The sequence below is a fragment of the Aeromonas veronii bv. veronii genome (assembly GCF_000820225.1).
GTDB classification, from domain to species: Bacteria; Pseudomonadota; Gammaproteobacteria; order Enterobacterales; family Aeromonadaceae; genus Aeromonas; species Aeromonas veronii.
Genome location: NZ_CDDK01000031.1, coordinates 248,982 through 267,690 on the forward strand (window position 1 = coordinate 248,982; position 18,709 = coordinate 267,690).

Annotated in this window: 21 protein-coding genes; 11 read left to right on the forward strand and 10 right to left on the reverse strand. The window is 60.5% G+C overall.

Annotated features, from left to right (window positions below; all coding sequences use genetic code 11):
* Positions 1-132 precede the first annotated feature (132 nt).
* Entirely contained in the window at positions 133-960 is an 828-nt protein-coding gene (locus tag BN1139_RS13770) for an SDR family oxidoreductase (RefSeq protein ID WP_005349610.1), read from the forward strand.
* A gap of 91 nt (positions 961-1,051) precedes the next feature.
* Here BN1139_RS13770 and BN1139_RS13775 read toward each other — a convergent pair whose 3' ends face one another.
* Entirely contained in the window at positions 1,052-1,384 is a 333-nt protein-coding gene (locus BN1139_RS13775; RefSeq protein ID WP_005349608.1) for a DUF1904 family protein, read from the reverse strand.
* An 88-nt stretch (positions 1,385-1,472) separates the two neighbouring features.
* Between BN1139_RS13775 and BN1139_RS13780 the strand changes: the two genes are divergently transcribed.
* From BN1139_RS13780 to BN1139_RS13795, 4 genes are all read left to right on the forward strand, one after another.
* Positions 1,473-2,375 (forward strand): TraB/GumN family protein, encoded by a 903-nt coding sequence (locus BN1139_RS13780; protein ID WP_005349606.1) that lies wholly within the window; start codon positions 1,473-1,475, stop codon positions 2,373-2,375.
* A gap of 121 nt (positions 2,376-2,496) precedes the next feature.
* Positions 2,497-2,676, forward strand: a complete 180-nt coding sequence (locus tag BN1139_RS13785; protein WP_005338733.1) for a DUF3149 domain-containing protein — start codon at positions 2,497-2,499, stop codon at positions 2,674-2,676.
* A 187-nt stretch (positions 2,677-2,863) separates the two neighbouring features.
* Positions 2,864-3,445: a DNA endonuclease SmrA gene (smrA, locus tag BN1139_RS13790; protein WP_005338734.1), complete on the forward strand. Its 582-nt coding sequence runs from the start codon at positions 2,864-2,866 to the stop codon at positions 3,443-3,445.
* Positions 3,446-3,583: 138 nt separating this feature from the next.
* On the forward strand, positions 3,584-5,062 hold the full coding sequence (locus tag BN1139_RS13795; RefSeq protein WP_005349604.1) for a carboxypeptidase M32: 1,479 nt from the start codon (positions 3,584-3,586) through the stop codon (positions 5,060-5,062).
* A 134-nt stretch (positions 5,063-5,196) separates the two neighbouring features.
* Here BN1139_RS13795 and BN1139_RS13800 read toward each other — a convergent pair whose 3' ends face one another.
* The 6 genes from BN1139_RS13800 to BN1139_RS13825 all read right to left on the reverse strand — a co-directional run bounded on the left by BN1139_RS13800 (position 5,197) and on the right by BN1139_RS13825 (position 9,074).
* Positions 5,197-5,598, reverse strand: coding sequence for a VOC family protein (locus BN1139_RS13800; RefSeq protein ID WP_005338740.1), 402 nt, complete (start codon positions 5,596-5,598; stop codon positions 5,197-5,199).
* Positions 5,599-5,692: 94 nt separating this feature from the next.
* Complete coding sequence (locus tag BN1139_RS13805) at positions 5,693-7,324, reverse strand: DUF7305 domain-containing protein (RefSeq protein ID WP_013724063.1); 1,632 nt, start codon at positions 7,322-7,324, stop codon at positions 5,693-5,695.
* Complete coding sequence (locus BN1139_RS13810; RefSeq protein WP_013724064.1) at positions 7,321-7,881, reverse strand: PilW family protein; 561 nt, start codon at positions 7,879-7,881, stop codon at positions 7,321-7,323. Before BN1139_RS13810 ends, BN1139_RS13805 begins: the two co-directional genes overlap by 4 nt.
* Positions 7,875-8,267 carry a type IV pilus modification PilV family protein gene (locus tag BN1139_RS13815; protein ID WP_005358533.1) on the reverse strand — a complete coding sequence of 131 codons (393 nt, stop codon included), beginning with the start codon at positions 8,265-8,267 and terminating at the stop codon, positions 7,875-7,877. The genes BN1139_RS13810 and BN1139_RS13815 overlap by 7 nt, the downstream gene beginning before the upstream one ends.
* A complete protein-coding gene (locus BN1139_RS13820; RefSeq protein WP_005338751.1) occupies positions 8,264-8,683 on the reverse strand; it encodes a GspH/FimT family pseudopilin in 420 nt (139 codons plus the stop codon). Before BN1139_RS13820 ends, BN1139_RS13815 begins: the two co-directional genes overlap by 4 nt.
* A gap of 1 nt (position 8,684) precedes the next feature.
* Positions 8,685-9,074, reverse strand: coding sequence for a type IV pilin protein (locus tag BN1139_RS13825; protein WP_041915426.1), 390 nt, complete (start codon positions 9,072-9,074; stop codon positions 8,685-8,687).
* A 411-nt stretch (positions 9,075-9,485) separates the two neighbouring features.
* Between BN1139_RS13825 and BN1139_RS13830 the strand changes: the two genes are divergently transcribed.
* Positions 9,486-11,030: an AlkA N-terminal domain-containing protein gene (locus BN1139_RS13830; RefSeq protein WP_041202742.1), complete on the forward strand. Its 1,545-nt coding sequence runs from the start codon at positions 9,486-9,488 to the stop codon at positions 11,028-11,030.
* A complete protein-coding gene (locus BN1139_RS13835) occupies positions 11,027-11,500 on the forward strand; it encodes a methylated-DNA--[protein]-cysteine S-methyltransferase (protein WP_005349587.1) in 474 nt (157 codons plus the stop codon). Before BN1139_RS13830 ends, BN1139_RS13835 begins: the two co-directional genes overlap by 4 nt.
* Before the next feature lie 66 nt (positions 11,501-11,566).
* Here the strand turns inward: BN1139_RS13835 and BN1139_RS13840 are convergent, their stop codons facing one another.
* The 3 genes from BN1139_RS13840 to BN1139_RS13850 form a co-directional block, all read right to left on the reverse strand.
* Positions 11,567-13,426 carry a peptidase U32 family protein gene (locus tag BN1139_RS13840; protein WP_005349586.1) on the reverse strand — a complete coding sequence of 620 codons (1,860 nt, stop codon included), beginning with the start codon at positions 13,424-13,426 and terminating at the stop codon, positions 11,567-11,569.
* 97 nt (positions 13,427-13,523) lie between these two features.
* Complete coding sequence (locus tag BN1139_RS13845; RefSeq protein ID WP_005349583.1) at positions 13,524-14,132, reverse strand: LysE family translocator; 609 nt, start codon at positions 14,130-14,132, stop codon at positions 13,524-13,526.
* A gap of 126 nt (positions 14,133-14,258) precedes the next feature.
* Positions 14,259-15,200: a LysR family transcriptional regulator gene (locus BN1139_RS13850; RefSeq protein ID WP_005349580.1), complete on the reverse strand. Its 942-nt coding sequence runs from the start codon at positions 15,198-15,200 to the stop codon at positions 14,259-14,261.
* Between the two features lie 226 nt (positions 15,201-15,426).
* On the opposite strand from BN1139_RS13850, the gene BN1139_RS13855 reads away from it, so the two are divergent.
* The 4 genes from BN1139_RS13855 to BN1139_RS13870 all read left to right on the forward strand — a co-directional run bounded on the left by BN1139_RS13855 (position 15,427) and on the right by BN1139_RS13870 (position 18,701).
* Complete coding sequence (locus BN1139_RS13855; protein WP_005349577.1) at positions 15,427-16,515, forward strand: ketoacyl-ACP synthase III; 1,089 nt, start codon at positions 15,427-15,429, stop codon at positions 16,513-16,515.
* A gap of 253 nt (positions 16,516-16,768) precedes the next feature.
* Positions 16,769-17,983 carry a methyl-accepting chemotaxis protein gene (locus tag BN1139_RS21940; protein ID WP_005349573.1) on the forward strand — a complete coding sequence of 405 codons (1,215 nt, stop codon included), beginning with the start codon at positions 16,769-16,771 and terminating at the stop codon, positions 17,981-17,983.
* 9 nt (positions 17,984-17,992) lie between these two features.
* Entirely contained in the window at positions 17,993-18,361 is a 369-nt protein-coding gene (locus BN1139_RS13865) for a response regulator (RefSeq protein WP_005338778.1), read from the forward strand.
* 13 nt (positions 18,362-18,374) lie between these two features.
* Entirely contained in the window at positions 18,375-18,701 is a 327-nt protein-coding gene (locus BN1139_RS13870; RefSeq protein ID WP_005349569.1) for an STAS domain-containing protein, read from the forward strand.
* Positions 18,702-18,709: the final 8 nt, after the last annotated feature.

Here is an 18,709-nt window from a genome sequence, read left to right on the forward strand (position 1 = left end):
ACGATGTCAGCAAACCGGGCCACTTGGCCCGGTTTTCTTTTTGCCGGTTGGCAGGCTAACATGCGAACCGGATAAGGGTTTTATCCGCTCACCCGCACGCACGCTTTTGTCAGCAGTCACAAGGACGCCATCATGCCCCGTTTTGTTCTGATCACCGGTTGTTCCAGCGGTATTGGCCTCGCCGCCGCACAGGCGCTCGGGCAGCACGGTTTTACCGTGATCGCCTCGGCGCGCAAGGCGGAAGATGTGGCCCGTCTGCAGCAACAGGGATTGCTGGCGGTACAGCTGGATCTGGCGGACCCTGCTTCTATCGAGCTGGGTGCCAGTGCGGCGCTCCATCTGGCAAGCGGGCGCCTCTATGGCCTGTTCAACAATGGCGCTTATGGCCAACCCGGGGCGCTGGAAGATCTGCCCACCGAGGCGCTCAGGGAACAATTCAATACCAACCTGTTTGGCTGGCACCATCTGATCCGTCAGGTGCTGCCGCCGATGCTGGAGGCCAAAGAGGGGCGGATAGTGCAGAACAGCTCGGTTCTGGGACTGGTTGCCATGAAGTATCGCGGCGCTTACAACGCCAGCAAATTTGCGCTGGAAGGCTATAGCGATACCCTGCGCCTCGAACTGGCGGGTAGCGGGGTACATATCAGCCTGATTGAACCGGGCCCCATCGATACCCGTTTTCGTGCCAATGCCCGCAGCGCCTTCTTGCGGCACATCGATCCGGCCCAGAGCCGTCATCAGTCGGCCTACCGCCAGACCCTGACGCGGCTGGAAAAAGAGGGGGCCACCAGCGGCTTTACCCTCCCGAGCGAAGCCTGCATCCCGCCACTGCTCCATGCGCTGACCCACGCCCATCCCAAGGCGCGCTATCCAGTGACCACTCCAACCCGGCTGTTTGCCTTCCTGCGACGGGTATTGCCCACTCGCTGGCTCGATAAACTGCTGGCCAAATCGGCCTGATCCCGTGATTTGCGGTGAGCATCAAGGTGCCTAGGTTGGGTTAGCTGCGTAACGGCATCACCCGTCCCGCCAACCTGGTTTGTCCCCCTCTTCAGTAGTGCTCGCCATTGCTGTAGTAGGCGCTCTTGACCAGAGGGATCACCTGCACCACCACATAGGTCTGCTCTCCCAGCACCCGTTTCAAATGGCGCGTGATAAGGCGCGCGGCAGCGTCCTGCATCTCCTGCGGCCGCTCGAACCAGTGCAGCTCGACAAACGGAAAACCCGCCTCTGGCTCGCCGTTGCGGATCCAGCTGCTCTCCACCCGCTCCAGGGTGACAAACTCCGGCTTGCCGCCGGTCAGCTCGCAAAGCTCCGCCAGCAGCGGGCCGCTCACCTGTTGCAGGGTCTCGAGCGCCACGGCGCGAAAACGAAGATGGGGCATGGCAAACCTCTTGGTTATCTGAAATGAGGACTTATCATAGGAGTTATTGTCAGCAAGAGAAGTCACCCGGCGCATATTAAGGATCCCCATGAGATTTCATCGCACCCTCTTTGCCTTCCTGCTCTGCCTGCTGCTACCGCTGCACGCCTTTGCCGATCCCGCCTTCTATCGGGTGAGCAAGGGCAACCAGCAACACTGGCTGCTGGGCTCCATCCATGCGGGCAAACCAGCCCTCTATCCTCTGCCCAAGCCGGTGGAGCGTGCCTGGCTGCAGAGTCGCGCACTGGTGATGGAGGTGGACATGAACAGCATCACACCGGATCAGTGGCAACAGGCCGGCTCCCTCACCCGACTGGTGGATGGCAAACCGCTCAAGGATCATCTGCCTGCCGAGCTCTATCAACGCACCCTGATGGCGGGCGCCCGCTATGGCATCGACGAGGCGACCCTCGCCACCCTGCGCCCATGGTTTGCCGCCATTACCCTGACCCAGGCCGCCATGGCCCGCTCCGACTTCAAGAGTGAACTCGGGATAGACCAGCACTTTGCCACCCGGGCCGCCAAAGAGGGCAAACCGGTGGTGGGCTTTGAAACCCTGCTGGAACAGCTCGGTTATCTGGCCAGCGTGGGTGACAACCAGACCCTGATGCTCGCCAGCACCCTTGATGAGCTACCGATGCTGGAGAGTGGTTTCGCCGCCGTGATGAAGGCGTGGCAGCAGGGAGATGAGGCGACGCTGATCAATCTGCTCAAGGAGGAGATGGCTCCGCCCGCGCTACAGAGCTGGATGGAGCAGACCCTGCTGGCCGAGCGCAACCACAACTGGCTGAAAAAATGGTCCACCCTGTCCAACGAGAGCTTTATCGTGGTAGGCGCCCTGCACCTTTACGGCGAACAGGGGTTGCTGGCGTTGTTGGAGCAGCAGGGGTGGCGCATTACCCCGCTCACCACACCGGGCCCTGTGCAGGCTCAGTCGCAAGGAGTCCAGTGAGAACGATCACAGAACGCGCTGGTCATTAAACAACCTGCAAGGGAGTTGATCGGGATCATCCCGGACGGGGCAAAGAGGTATTTATCATGCCTGTCATCAACCGGGTGACAGGAGCAATAAAATGGACTTTTGGCTGGACCTGATGTTTGGCAACAGCGTGGGATTGATGTCGATGCTGGTGATTATCGGCACCTTCTTGCTCATCAGCTCTTACGCGGCCTACTTCATCTACAAGGTGATGCACTCGCAACCGCCTCATTCACAGCAACCCCATTCTCAACAACCCAAAGAGGGAAAATAATCCTCTGACCACAGGCGGCAGCTCACACTGACCGCCTGTGCTGTTTTATGGTTCGCGACTGTGATTCCCGGGCCAGACTGCACCAGTGTCCATACTGGGCGCCCCTTATCCCCTCCCCCTTTCCCCGTTTTCTGTGCCGGTTGCGACCGTTATAATGGCCCCCACTTTTTCTTATGGGGAGCCTGCCGTGTCTCATAACGACGAACTCTCGCTATTCATGAATGAAGTGGCCGACGTGCGGCCCATTCGCAGCGACAACATCCATCCCCATGCGGCCAAATCCGCCCCGACCGAGGCGCAGCTCGCTCGCCGCCAGGCTGCCACTGCCGAACAACTCGCCCTCGACCACCTCACCATGGAGGCCATCGAGATGCGTGATCCGCACGAAATCGTCGGCTTCAAGCGTGATGGGGTGCAGGAGGGGGTCTACAAGAAGCTGCGGCTCGGCAAATACGAGCTGCAGGCCAGCCTGGACTTGCACCAGAAAACCCTCAACGAAGCGCGCCAGACGCTGGTGCAGTTCATTGCGGATTGTGAAGTACGGGATATCCGCTGTCTGCTGATCCTGCACGGCAAGGGGGAGCGCAGCACCCCGCGTGCCCTGCTGAAAAGCTATGTGAGCGCCTGGTTGCCGCAACTGCCCGCCGTCATGGCGATCCACAGCGCCGAGCGTCGCCACGGCGGCAGCGGTGCTCTATACGTGCTGCTGCGTAAAAGCGAACGCAAAAAAGCGGAAAACCGCGAACGGCACCAGAAGCGGCTCGGCTAATCCGCCTCTCGCCACCACACCTTTGGCCCGCCTGCATGATGGTGGTCAACTATAGAGCGGCGGTGTTAGCATCGATCGGCCCCGCTCATGCCAGGTACGGGGCGGCATACCATCAGGGACGATAACAAGGACAATCCCATGTCATATCAAAAGCTTGAACAACATCAGCAGCAGATCCACCGCTTTAGCCACCTCGCCGCCATCTGCGGCTGGGATCAGGCGGCCATGATGCCGGAAGGGGGCAACGATGCCCGCGCCGAAGCGATGGCCGAACTCGGTCTGCTAATCCACCAGAAGCGTACCGCTCCCGAGCTGGGCGACTGGATTGCCAAGGCCGAGAGTGAGCCGCTCGATGAAGTGCAACGGGCCAACCTCGGCGAGATCAAGCGCCAGTGGCAAGATGCCAGCCTGCTGCCCGGTGAGCTGGTCGAAGCGCTGTCGCTCGCTGGCAGCAAGTGCGAACACGCCTGGCGCAGCCAGCGCAAGAACAACGACTGGGCCGGTTTTGCTCCCAATCTCGAGGAGGTGGTGAAACTCTCCCGTGAAGTGGCGCAGCTGCGGGCCGATGCGCTTGGCGTGCGCCCCTACGACGCCATGCTGGCCCTCTATGAGCCCGGCATGACCAGCGCGCGGCTCGATCAGATCTTCGGCGATCTCGCCAGCTGGCTGCCGGCTCTTATCCAGACCGTGAGTGAACAGCAGAAGGGCGATGCCCTGCTGCTGTCGCAAGGCCCCTTCCCCATCCCCACCCAGCAAGCGCTCGGTCAGGAGGTGATGGGACTGCTCGGCTTTGATTTCGCCCACGGCCGCCTCGATGTGAGCAGTCACCCCTTCTGTGGCGGCGTGCCAACCGACGTGCGGATCACCACCCGCTATAACGAGCAGGAGTTTGTCTCCAGCCTGATGGGCATAGTGCACGAGACCGGTCATGCCCGTTACGAGCAGGGGTTGCCGCGTCATCTGCTGGGTCAGCCGGTGGCCGAAGCGCGCTCCATGGCGATCCACGAGAGTCAGAGCCTGTTTTGCGAGATGCAGCTGGGGCATCATCCGGCCTTCCTCGCGCTGCTGGCACCACACATTCGTCACCACTTCGGCGAACAGGCGGCGTTTGCGCCGGACAATCTGGCCAAGCTCTACAGCCGAGTCGAGCCGGGCTTTATCCGGGTCGATGCGGACGAGGTGACCTATCCGGCCCACGTTATCCTGCGCTACGAGCTGGAGCGCGATCTGGTGGAAGGGAAGATCGAGGTGGCCGACATCCCCGAGCTGTGGGACGCCAAGATGCAGCAGTGGCTGGGGCTCTCCACCAAGGGAAACTACCGCAATGGCTGCATGCAGGATATTCACTGGACCGACGGCTCGTTCGGCTACTTCCCGAGCTACACCCTGGGCGCCATGTATGCCGCCCAGCTGCGCTTTGCCCTCGAGAAAGAGCTGGGCAGCATGGGTGAGGTGATCGCGGCGGGCCGCCTGCCGGAAATCTTCGGCTGGCTCGGACGCAACATCTGGTCACAGGGGAGTCTGCACAGTACCGACGAGCTGGTGCGCCGCGCCACCGATGAAGCGCTCAACCCGCACTGGCTGCGCCAGCATCTGGAACAGCGCTACCTGAAGTAATGAGCGCAGTAAGCTAACAGCAGAACGGGGCCTTTTTAGTTGACCACTACAGGGCCCCGTTTTTATGGCGGTTCATTTTTATGGCGGTGCATGGCACAGCACGCCGTCACGGCAATGCTGTAAAAAGAGAGGGTTCAGAGGGGGTCCGGGGAACCCAGCAACTCGCGCAGTTGCAGGATATTGCCCTCAGGGTCGAAGGCGTTGCGCACCACAAAGCCGGGCCCCGTCCACTGCTGTGGCAGCAGGCCGCCGCCGAGATCCGCCGCCTTCGCTTCTGCCCAGGCGAGGCTGGAGACGGTGAAGAACAGCTTGATGGCCCCCTCTTCCCGCAGTGCTGGCGGCCGCTTGATAACGACTTGCCCGGCATAAGGCTCAGGAATGGCATGGATCAGCAGCTGGATATCGCTGTTTTCCAGCACTACCAGCTGCTCATCCTGACTGCAGACCACCATCTGCAGCAGGGTACGGTAAAAGTGGGTCAGCAGGCCCGGATCCTTGGCATAGATCAGGGCACCGGCACGAGCGGGGCCTGGCATGGAGCACTCCTCAACAGTGAACGGCTGGGTGGACAGATCTCCACCTTCTCACAGTTGCGTGCCCCGTTCGATCCTTTTTAGCGGCTCGCCAGCCTCACTGCACAAAGTGCCACTGCCGCAGTGCCAGCGTCGGAGGCGGCCCCTGATCGTCCCCCAGATCTGCCATGCCCAGCGCCTCGTCATAGTGCACACCACCCGCGCCACTCTCGGTCAAGTGTTTTGCCCGCACCGCCCCGAACAGACCGCCACTTCCGCTGATCTTCATCTCGGTCAGCGGGGCATAGAGAGCAGCATAGAGCGGCGTATTGCCCGACAGCTTGACCCCATCCTTGCCGCTATACGCGGAATAGATGGAGATAGCGGGCGTACCGCCAGCGGTCAGCCCCTGCTTGACTGCCGTCACCTCGGCACCGGCCCCGAGATCAACCTTGCCACTGACGATCAGGGTCAGACTGCTCCCCTCGCTCACCGTCAACTTGTTGCTGCCAGTCATGGTGAAATCCTTGTCGATCAGCAGCACCACATCCCCCTTGATGGTGAGGCTGGCATCGGCCCCCATATTGAGGCTGTCGAGCTGATAAATGGTCTGATCCTTGCCAAACAGCTCCCCCTTGCCGGGTAGCGGCAGCTCGGGCTTGTGCTGGTTGCTGCTGGTGACCGAGCCAGTGGCAGGATCCGTGGTCAGCACCATCTGCTGGGTGGCGCCCAGCGTCAGGGGCCCATTGATGGGCAATGTTGCAGGGGGAAACGATTTGGGCAACGCGGCCACATTGAGCGGGTCACACACCTGCCCGGCTACCGGTGGCAGCTTGGGGTGAGTGCGGTATTGGGGATCCAGATACTTCTGATGCTGGGCATCAAGGAATGCCCCCTTCCCACCATAGTTCAACTTGTCGCCAGCAATGCTTGTGCCATGACCCATAGAAACATCACCATTGATCGCAACAGCTCCGGCAATATGCCCCCCTTGCAAGGCAAAATTTCCACTCCCGTTCACGCTGCCCTCAACCCTGACGACCCCATCAGAGGGAGAAATGGTGATATCGCCGCCAGCAAGTACATTACCCGCAACAGGTGAAGATCCGTTCAAGGTCACCGAGCCGGTCGCCCGCACATCACCCCAGATGGGGGAGTGCCCGGCGAGCACTACATTGGCCTTGTCGCTGACGGTCGCCACCTTGGCGTTTTGCCCCTGATTAAGAGTCCCGGAAACAGACTCCTTGTACGCCCCCTTGCGCGAGTCATAGCTGTCGATAAAACCGCTACCGGAGAGGCTCAGCCCTTCACACGCCACCACCGAATCCTGAAAGATGAGATTGCCGGGCTCACGCTTGAGGGCAAACAGCGCGTTGAGGCTGGCATTTCCCTCCAGATAGCGGCCATGGCTCTGCAACGCCAGCTTGCTGCCGGCGGAGGCATCCAGCTGATCGATGCGGAAGCGGCTGCCCGCCATGGCCCCTTCGCCCTTGCCAGGCACCTTCTGCACCAGCCGCTCCCACTCTATCCGCGGTTCAGCGCCAAGGGCCTGATGCAGGGCACGATAACTCTCGTTCATCCCCTGCTCGGCACTGAGCTGCGCATTGATCTTCTTGTGAAAATTGCCGCTCAGGCGGGTCTGCAACTGGTTCTCCTGAATGCTGGTAAACACCAGCAGACTCGACAGCAGGCTCACCACCAGCACCACCAGCAGTACGGCTCCCCGCTGCCCCTGCAATCCCTTGTTCATCCCGCTCCCCCTGCTGTGGCGTTGGCACCGGATGTGGCCAACGCTGCCGCCCAGACCGCCTTGCGGCGGGCCACCTGCACCTCGACTCCCGGCACCAGATAGCTGGGCAGCCCTTCGGGCAAGATGCGGATATTGACCAGCGCCCCCTGCTGGCCGAATTCAAGATCCTGAAGATGGGCCAGCAACAGGCGCGGGCCATCTCCATCATCGCAACTGAGTACCGGCGGCGTGAAGCGGTACTGCTCGGTAAAATCGGCGGTTTTCTGGTTGCCAAGGCAGGAGAGCACCTGACTGCCCCCCTCTACCTTGAAGGCCAGCGTCAGGCGATCAGGGGTGACGGCTATCAGCTGATCCGCCTGCTTGATGCTGTTAGTAAAGGTGAGAGTGGCAAAGCGCAGCACTTCGTTCGCCTGCTCCAGCGCCTTGCTCTGTTCGACCGTGCTCTTGATCGGGGCGTAACCGGCAAAAATCGCCAGCATCAGCATCAGACCGAGCACCATGGAGATCATCAGCTCGACGAGACTGACGCCTCGTTGCCGTGAGGGGACGCTCAGCATAAAGGCGGAAATCCTGCGTTCAGCTCCACCCGCTTGGCGCCGGAGACCCGCTCATCCTGCCACTCGATAGCGACCACAAAGTTGTCGCTATAACGGTTCGGCAGCACCAGCCGGTGGCCATCCTGCAGGGTGAAGCGGGCAAGAAAATCAGCCTGGGTGAACCGCTCAGGCTTGCGCTGCACTTCACACAGCGAGCTCCAGATCTGCTCCACGCTGTTGCTCGCCTCTATCGTGGCCAGCGTGCTCTGCAAGCTGTAATGCGCCTGCTGCAACGAGACCACCTGCCCCTTGGCGAGACCGAGAAACACCATCACCGCCAACACCATGGAGACCATGATCTCCACCAGATTGAAGCCCTGCTGGCGGGCAAGTGCGGCGTGTCTCATGAGCAGCTCCCTTGCAGCAGCTGGCCGCTCGGGGCCACGCAGAGCACCCGCTGCTCACCGAGGCGATTGGCCAGAATGATCTCGGCGTGGCTGCTGCTGCCGGTTGGCGCGATCTGGATGGGGTCAAACGGCTTGATCACCACTCCGCCTGCAGGTGCTGCCGCCTGACGCAGCAACTTGCTGTCAGCCATCACCTCCCAGCCACCGTTCTCGGTGCCCTGCAGTACCACCGGCAGGGTCAGCTTGACCGCTTCGCTGCGGGCAAAGCGGTAGGCTGACGCGAGCTCGGTCGCACTGCGATCGAGCCGTTCGGCCGCGAGGCGCTGACTCATGGAGGGCAACCCGACCAATAGCAAGATGGCGGCGATGCCGACCGTGATCATCAACTCAATCAGAGTAAATCCGCGCACATTCATCTTATGATCCCCAGCAGTCATGGCGATTGGCCGCGCGATAACCGGTCTGATCGAGGGTCAGAGTGCCGCACTCATCCTGTTGTCGCGTCGTTGGAATGGCTTTGAGCAGGTAGTCGCCAGCATCTTGCTGGCTGTAGCTGAACTGGTAGAAATCCGTGCTGGAAGGGGTAGCAAACGTATCTGGATAACGGCCCTGTTGGGTATAGATACGTTCAAGGGCGAGCGCCTGCTCCAGCAATTGCTGCTGCGCTTCGTAACGACGTCCCTGTTGCAGATAACCCTGATACGCTGGCAACGCGATGGCCGCGAGAATGCTGACAACCGTCATGGCGATCAACAACTCGATCAGACTAAACCCCCGGCAATGGGGCCATGCCTTACAGTCGTTCACTTATCATCCTTGGCAAGTGTTGTTGTTATTGGTCGGCCCTGAGCCGTAGATGCGATGACTTAATAATCATAAAAAATTAACTGACTCGATTGAACAACACAAAATCACCACACTCAATGTAAAAAAGATAGTTATGTGATCTGTTATTAATTTTTAAGCAGTTTTCTCCGCAACTAATCTCGCTAAGCAAATAAAGCTAAGCCAATCGTGCCTCCGACCCGTCCGTTATGCCCCCTTCTGTCGAGCCGCGACATATGAATAACAGCGTGACGAAGAGTGAAACCCGGCCGTGCAATGAAAGAGCAAAAAAACCTTTGGCCAATTTTTGCTATCCCTGTCCGTTTCTGGCTAGTCACGGCCCCCGAGCCCCCTTACTCTTTTGCCATCTATTCCAGCAAAGCCGCCAACACCATGAATGCAAAGCCAAGCCCAGATTCGTCACAAGATGAGGTGATCAACACCCTCAGCCGTGAGCAGTGTCACGCAGCACGGCTCGCTCGCGACGCTCGCTTTGATGGCCGCTTCTTTACCGGCGTTATCTCGACCGGCATCTACTGCCGACCGGTCTGCCCGGCACGTCCGCCGCACGAGCACAATGTGCGCTACTTCCAAAGCGCCGCGGCCGCCGAGCAGTATGGGCTGCGACCCTGCCTGCGCTGCCGCCCTGAGCTGGCCCCCGCCGCCCGTGGCGATCTGCCGGTTGAACTGGCACGTCTGCTGGCACGCATCGATCGCGGAGAGCTGGCGGAGGGCACGCTCGCCAAACTGGCCACTGAGGCAGGGATCAGCGAACGCACCCTGCGCCGCCAGTTCGAGCAACATCTCGGCGCCTCACCAAAACAGGTGGAGCAGACGCGCCGCCTGCTGCTCGCGAAACGGCTGCTGACTGAAACCGGGCTGCCCATTACCGACATCGCGTTTGCCGCCGGCTTTGCCAGCATCCGCCGCTTCAATGACGCCTGGCTGAACGCCTACGGACTGGCCCCGCGCTCCCTGCGCCAACAGGAGCAGCACGATGACGCGCCAGAGCACATGAGTGCGCAGCCGCGCGGCGCAACTCTGACGCTGCAACTGCCCTACCGCCCCCCATATGACGTGGCGGCCATGCTGGCGTTCTATCGGCTCCGGGCGATCCCCGGGCTGGAGCAGGTGGATGGTGAGATGTATGAGCGGTGCTACCGGGTCGGCGATCAGGTCGCGCGGGTGCGTATCGCGCAGGGCAAGGGGCATAGCCTGCAGCTCACCGTGCATGACCTGCCGCTCGCCGCGCTGCCCGATCTGCTCTATCGGGTGCGTCGGATGTGGGATCTCGATGCCGACATGCAGCGGATCGGTGATCTGCTCGGTCAGGATCCGCTGCTCGCCCGCTTGCAGGCGCGCTGGCCCGGCGTTCGGCTGCCGGGTGGCTGGGACGAATACGAGGTGATGCTGCGCGCCATCGTCGGCCAGCAGGTCTCGGTCAAGGGAGCCATCACCATACTCGGGCGACTGGTGGCCCGCACCGAGGCGCAATTCGGGGTGGCGCAACTACCGACCCCCGCCCAGTTGTGCGAACTCGATCTCGACGGTATCGGCATGCCCGGCAGCCGCATTCGCACCCTGCGCGGAGTGGCGCAGGCGCTGGCCAGTGGCGAGCTGCCCCTCACTACAGCCAGTGACGAGCAGTTGCTGGCGCTGCCGGGCATAGGCCCCTGGACGGTCTCTTACTGGCGGCTGCGTTGCGGGCTGGATACCGATGCCTTCCCCGCCTCCGATCTGGTACTGCAAAAGGCACTCGGAGGCGGCACCAAGCTGCCGGTGAAGGAGGTGTTGGCGCAAAGCGCAGCATGGCAGCCATGGCGCAGCTATGCGGCCAGCTGGCTGTGGCACGCCATGAGTGAAGCGCCCGATTTGCTGCTCCGTGCCACCGGCAACGAACAACAGCCAGATACCCAACAACAGGAGAGAACCCCATGATCCGCTACGATATCCTGCCGACCCGCTGCGGCAATCTGCTGGTTGCCATCAACGAGTATGGCTTGGTGCACGTGGACTTTGTGGCGGGCCTGCGGGCGCTGCCCGATATGAGCGGCTGGCTGCAAGACCCCGCAGCGCTGGCCCCCTTCCTCGCCGAATTTGACGCCTATTTTGCCGGTCGCTTGCAGCGCTTCTCCCTGCCCCTTGCCGCCCGTGGCACAGCTTTTCAGCAGGCGGTGTGGCAAGCGCTGTGCGACATCCCCTACGGCGAGACCCGCAGCTACAGCGATATCGCTCGCACCATCGGCAAACCCGATGCGGTGCGGGCAGTGGGCGCGGCGAATGGCCGCAATCCGCTCTCGATCATCGTCCCCTGCCATCGGGTGATCGGCCAAAACGGCAGCCTGACCGGCTATGCGGGGGGATTGGAGATTAAAAAAACGCTGCTGGCGCTGGAGAGGGGCAATTAAAGGAGGGTAGGCAGAGAACCTGCGATAAAAATTGCCCCTTTCCGGATGGAGAAAGGGGCTCATTGATCAGCGTTTCAGGCTGCCCATCACATGCATTTCGCAGCGGTTACAGTCAAAACGCAGGCGGAAGGTGTCTTTACCCATTTTGAGTTCCAGCGGCTCGGCCTTGAGACCTGGCACCTCGTTCGGGCAGAGGTTCTGGCTATAGCGGATGCAATGCTTGGTGATCATCAGCACCACTTCCCGCTCCTCCTTGTTCGCCTCATAGGCGGGAGCAATCCGATCCACCCCGTGTTCGCGGAAGAACTGCTCGGCCGCGCTGTTCAGCACATTGCCAAGGTAGGAGAGACGGTGCTGGGGATAGTTGATATCCCGCAGGGCAATGCGTCGCTCGGGGCGCTGGTAGCTGGCCACGCGTGCGGCCTCCAGTGCAGCGATGCCATCCCGGCGCAAACCGTTGAGCTGTGATGCGGCGATAAATAGCGGGTGAGTGAATGCCAACTCAATCTTGCGCGCCACAAACAGGGTATTGCCGAGTTTGCCAAGCTGATCCCGCGCCTGTTGCAGCGCCCGCTCCGGGTTGTCGGCAGGCTGCTTGTCGCAAGGCAGGGTCACCGCAACGCTGATGCCCTGCTCGTCGGTGAGCGTGAGGATCACACCCTCATCGCACTCAGCCAGCACCATATCGACCCGGATGCGGCGATCCGCGCTCGCCTTCTCCAGCATCTTGCTGAACGCCTGATCGTGGTTGCGGTAGATTTCTGTCCCCACCTTTAGCCCCGGCATTCGTTCTGACAGGAGTAACTGCTTACCTTCGACCTTGTTGAGGCGCATCCCCACCAGCTCATTGTTCGGCTTGAAGAAGCCCAAACCGTCGCCGTTGTTGAGGGTGACCTGTTTGCCATCAATCTCGATACCGTCACGGGTCACCTTGGTGACACGCCCCAGCGGTTCGCCCACATATTTCGGGCTTTTGGTGGAGTCGATCCCCTGCTGGCGGCCATGGAGGAAATAGTCGGTGCTGCCGCGGTTGAAGCTCTTCTTGGGGTCAGGCGTGAAGCTGTAGCTGCAACGACCCGCCGAGGCGGCCACCAGATCGGAGCGGCTATCGAGAATGGCGTCCAGCTTCTGGCGATACCAGGCAGTAACGTTTTTGACGTAGTCGAGCCCCTTGAGTCGCCCTTCAATCTTGAAGGAGCGGATCCCCGCCTCGATCAAGGCCTCCAGGTTATCGGTCTGATCCATATCCTTGAGCGACAGCAGGTGGCTGTCGGCCACCAGCACTTCACCGTCCGGCTTTTGCAGCGAGCAGGGCAGACGGCAGAGCTGGGCACACTCGCCACGGTTGGCGCTGCGGCCGGTACGGGCATGGCTGATGTTGCACTGGCCGCTGTAGGAGACACAGAGCGCGCCGTGGATAAAGAACTCCAGCTGCACATTGGTCGCCGCGCTGATCTCGCGGATCTGCGCAAGAGACAGTTCGCGCGCCAGCACCACCTGAGAGAAACCCACATCCTGCAGAAACTTCACCTTCTCCGGCGTGCGGTTGTCGGTCTGGGTACTGGCATGGAGCGCGATGGGAGGCAAATCCAGCGCCAGCAGCCCCATATCCTGCACGATGAGCGCATCGGCACCGGCTTCGTAGATCTGGTGGGTCAGCCGCCGGGCCTGCTCCAGCTCGTGATCGTGCAGCAGGGTGTTGAAGGCGACAAAGACTTGGGCGCCGAAACGGTGGGCGTGGCGCGCCAGCGCTTCGATATCTTCGATGGTGTTACCCGCCGCGCTGCGGGCGCCAAAGGCCGGCCCCCCCATGTAGACGGCATCGGCACCATGGTTGATGGCTTCGATGCCGTAGGCGAGGTTCTTGGCCGGAGCCAGCAGCTCCAACCGGTTGTTGTGGCTTAACGGGTGCTTGTTCTGGTGCATAGTCTCGGGATCAGGGCGGACAGCAAATGGGCGCTACTCTAGCCCATTCACCACCCGCGTGCCTTGATCCCGCTTAAGGTATCCGCAAAATGCAGGATTAGATAACCACCTTGAGTGCCAGTCCCAGCAGCACCAAGCCGCTCACCTTATCGATCACAAAGGATTTGGCTTTAAGCCACGCCAGCACAGGCCCGCGCGAGAGCACCAGCGCCACCAGCACGTACCAGACGGCATCGATCCCGCCAGCGGTGAGCATCATGATGCCCCCTTCGCTCCAGCCGGTATCGGCCCGCACAAACTGGCTGAACAGGGCGATGAAGAAGACCGCCAGCTGGGGGTTAAGGAAGGCCACCATAAAACCTTCAAAGGCCCCTTGCCGACCACGCAGCTGGTGAACGTCTTCACTCGCGTCACCACTGGCTGGTTTTGCCAGCAGGGCTTTCACCCCAAGCCAGGCAAGAAACGCAGCACCTCCGTAGCGGATCAGATCAAACAGGATAGGAGTCTGGGTGATCAGAATGGAGAGGCCGAGCGCCGTGACCAGCGCATAGATACCAACCCCGAGGCCGTGACCGAGCGCAGTGGCGACGCCGTGCCCCTGCCCGCCCTGCACGGTGTTGCGGATGATTAGCGCCAGACTCGGCCCCGGGCTGATGGCGCCCATCACGCAGATTGCGGCCAGTGCCAGCCAACTCGTCAGTTCCATGCTTTTCCTCTTTATATGCTCGATATGATGCCTGCATTCAGGGTACGGGCTGAGCCATTATGCCAGTAGTGAAAGTTATGAATAGATTCCATAACCAATGGCTATGGCACCACACAACTGACTGGACTAACCGCCGAAATCGAGCAGCTTGCGACTCTCGCCGACGGTGCGTTGCAGGTGATCCCGCAGGAAGGGGTAGGCCAGCTCGCGAAACCAGCGATGGGCCGGATCCTGATGGTGGCGCTGATGCCACAGCAGATGATACTGCTGGTCGCGGGTCGCAAAGGGCAGGTCGACAAAGGTGAGCTGATGGCCACAGGAGAGCTGCCAGGCGATATGAGCCGGGGTGGTCATCAGGCAATCGGTGCGCAGCAACACCTCCACTGCCGCCTGAAAGAAGGGAACTCTGGCAAACCAGCGCCGACTCAGTCCCTGCGGCGCCAACACCTGCTCCACCGGGCTGTCCTTGTCGCCACCGCCACTCACCTGCAGGTGAGGCCAGGCGAGATAGTCATCGAGATTAAGCGTCTTGCCTGCCAGCGGGTGGTGACATCCCATCAGCACCGCCAGCCGATCTTCCCCCTGATGCAGACCGCGTATCTGCTCCGGTACCTGCTCGGTGATGGTAGAGACCAGATCGAGCTCGGACTGCCACAGTTGCGGCAGCTGACGCTTGTCCCACAGGCTGTACTCCAGCGCCGCCAACGGCGCCTCTTTGGCGAGCGCGGCACAGATATCGGGCAGGATATGCTGGGCCACATAATCGGAGGAGGCGAGCCGAAATACCCGCTCGCAGCGGCTCGGGTCAAACCCGGGGGCCTCGTAGAGCCGCTCCAGCGCACCGAGAGAATCCGCCAGCTGGGCGGCCAGCGCTTCGGCACGCGGCGTCAGCAGCCAGCGTTGCCCCTCCCGCACCAGCAACTCGTCATCAAACTCGCTGCGCAACTGGGCAAGCTGCTTGCTGATGGAGGGCTGACTCAGGTGCAGCAGCTCGGCGGCGCGGCTGATATTACGGGTCTCCAGCAGTACCTTGAGGGTCGGCAACAAGTTGAGATTGGCTCTGAGCAAGGAGATACCCTCATCGGTGGTGAAACGCCTATCTTAGGGCAGAGGAGTCCCGCGTTTTAAGCAAAATTTCCAGCCATACTCAGCACGTTGCAGCCCTTTGCGACCAGATGGCACAGCTGCTCCCCCCGCACATAACCATGACCACAAGATGACAGTGGTTGTCTCGTACGGCATAATTGCACGATTTTCCGCCCGCGGGCGATCCACTTTGAGAAGCGGTAACAAGATGAAATACGCCAATATCACCGGCTGGGGCAAATGCCTGCCTCCCTCCGTGCTGACCAACGACGACCTCAGCACCATCATGGATACGTCAGACGAGTGGATCTATCCGCGCACCGGCATCAAGGCCCGCCGGATCTCCCATGTCAGCACCTCGGATCTCGCCACCCTGGCCGGTCGCCGCGCGCTGGCCTGCGCCGGTCTGGAAGCGAACGATCTCGATGGCATCATCCTGGCCACCGCCACCCCGGACAACCTGCTGCCAAGTGCCGCCTCTGCGGTGCAGAAGAAGCTGGGCGCCGTCAATGCCGCCGTGTTTGATCTCAACGCTGCCTGCACTGGTTTCGTCTATTCCCTCTCCGTCGCCACCTCGCTGGTGCAGACCGGCATGATGAAGAAGGTGCTGGTGATTGGTGCCGAGCGCCTCACCTACCTGCTGGACTGGGCGCGCCGCGATACCGCCGTGCTGTTTGGCGATGGTGCCGGTGCCGTGGTGATCGAGGCAAGCGAGCAGGAGTGTGGCCTGATCGCCAACAAGCTGGGCTGCGACAGCGAAGCCCGGGAGATCCTGCACGTACCGAACTTCGGTACCGATCGGGTGCGTTTTGCCGATATCGATGGGCTGTTCACCTTCAACTTCGAAGGGCCGGAGATCTTCAAACGCGCCGTGCGCGGCATGGGGGAAGCCACCAGCACTGTGCTGGCGCAGGCCGGTATTGCGCCGGAGCAGGTCGACCTGATCGTGCCGCACCAGGCCAATATCCGCATCATCGAGACCCTCGCCAAGCGGATGAATGCGCCGATGGAGAAGGTGATGGTCAACATCGAAAATTACGGCAACACCTCCGCCGCCACTGTGCCCATCGCCCTGTGTGAAGCGCTGGAGCAGGGGCGCGTCAAGCCGAACTCCTATCTGCTGACCGCCGCTTTCGGTGCCGGCCTGACCTGGGGTGCCGCCATCATCAAGTGGGGCGATCGTGTTACCCCTATCAGTAAGTGCGAGGCTGAACTGCCACCGTGCGACCAGAGCGCGCTGGAGCTCATCGCCCATGCCGTGGAAGGTTGCCAGAGGGCCCACGCCAACGAGGCTTGATCCTCATCAGGAGCCTGAATCCTCAGGCTCCTTCTCTCCTTTTCATCCCCACCTGGCTCTTCCCCCCATTTCGCAAGCCGCTTGATACGGCAATCGCTGATACAAACAACTCCGATTTGCAGCCAATTAATTTTTTTCCGCTAACCTTATTGTGCCAACTATAAATAAAGAAAAGAGCGTCAAGGGGCACCATGACTGTTTCGGTCCCGCGCCTTTACCTCTTACCAAATAATTGCACAGGGATAAGCTACGTATGGCACAACACAAAAGTGGCGTGAACACACCGCTTTGGGAACCGGTTTGCTGGATTTGCTGCATCGGGCTTGCTCTGCTGAGCTGCCTGTTGCTGCAGCTTGCCGATGCGCTGTCACCTCTCTACCTGCTGCTCAATGTGCTGGTTGGTATTGCCGCCGCGCTCTGGACATCGAGTCACTTCCACCAGCACACACTCCGACATCGTGCCGGAGAGGAACAAACCGTCGCAACCGATCCTCTCGCCCACTCCATCATCGGGCTCGAACAGGTGTGCGAGAAGGCACTCCCCATCTGGTCCCAGCAAATTGAAAGCTCTCGTCAACAAACCGAAGCCGCGATGATTGACCTGACTCAACGCTTCAGCGGCTTGGCCAACAAGCTGGAAGAAGCAGTCAATGCTTCTCATCTGGCAGCCGGAGAATTGGGTGATGCCAATTCCCGTGGCATGGCAGGAGTCTTGAGCGAGAGCCAGCAGCAACTCAATGAGGTAGTGGCCATCCTGCACTCCGCCCAGGCCAATCGGGACGCCATGCTGGGTGAGATAAAAAGCCTGACCACCTACACCATAGAGCTCAACACCATGGCCATGGATGTGGCCAAAATCGCCTCCCAGACCAACCTGCTGGCCCTCAACGCCGCCATTGAAGCGGCTCGTGCAGGGGAAGCTGGTCGTGGCTTTGCTGTGGTCGCGGATGAAGTGCGCAACCTCTCCCGCCTCTCCAGCGAAACCGCCCAGAAGATGACCGACAAGGTTGATACCATCAATACTGCTATCGGTCGCGCCTTCCAGATTGCCGAAAATGCTGCCGCACGGGATCACGCCTCGGCGCTCAACTCGGAGCAGACAATCGAACAGGTACTGTCCCGTTTTCGCCATGCCACTGACAGCCTGGCGGAATCCGCCTCCCTGCTGCAAAACGAAAGCACCGATATCCATCGCGAAATCTCCAGCGTCATTGTCTCGCTGCAATTTCAAGACAGAGTCAGCCAAATCCTCAGCCACGTCAGACAAAACATGGAGAGCCTCTCCAGCCATCTGGTTGCTTCGGAGCAGAGCAGCAATGCGACAGGGCCAATCCAGATCGATGCCAATCGCTGGCTGGCAGAGATGGAGCTCTCATACGCCACCGACGAACAGCGCAATATTCACCATGGTCGCACCACCCGTTCTGTCAACGCGCAACCAAGCAGCGCCGACATCACATTTTTCTAGGAGAGATATATGGGCAAAACGATCCTGATCGTGGATGACTCGGCAACTATTCGCCAAGTCGTGGGCATGACCCTCAAGGGAGCCGGTTATGAGGTCATGGAAGCCTCTGACGGCAAAGATGCGCTCAACAAACTAGATGGCAAGAAGATCAACCTGATCATCAGTGACGTCAACATGCCGAACATGGATGGCATCACCTTCGTCAAAGAGGCCAAAAAGCTGGCCAACTACAAATTTACCCCTGTCATCATGCTGACCACCGAGTCTCAGGACAGCAAGAAGCAGGAGGGACAAGCCGCGGGAGCCAAAGCCTGGGTGGTCAAACCCTTCCAGCCCGAACAGATGCTGGCCGCAGTCGCCAAGCTCATCATGCCGTGATCCGGAGCGCATCATGCAACTACAGAGTGAGCTACTCGACAACAAGGTAGTGGTGACCATGCCGGACGAGATCACCATTTATACAGTCAGCGAGCTGAAAGATGCTCTCTCACCCTTATTGCATCAGGGGAACGAACTGGAGCTGAATCTGGCAGCGGTATCCGAGATAGACAGCGCCGGGCTGCAACTGCTGCTGGCAGCGAAGAAGACCGCTCTGCAGCAGGGCACCTCCCTGGCGCTGGTCTGGCACAGCCATGTTGTGCTTGAACTGCTGGAGCTCTGCCAGCTCTCGGCCTTTTTTGGCGACCCCACCCTCATCACCCATGGCGAACGGCCCTGAGCCACCAT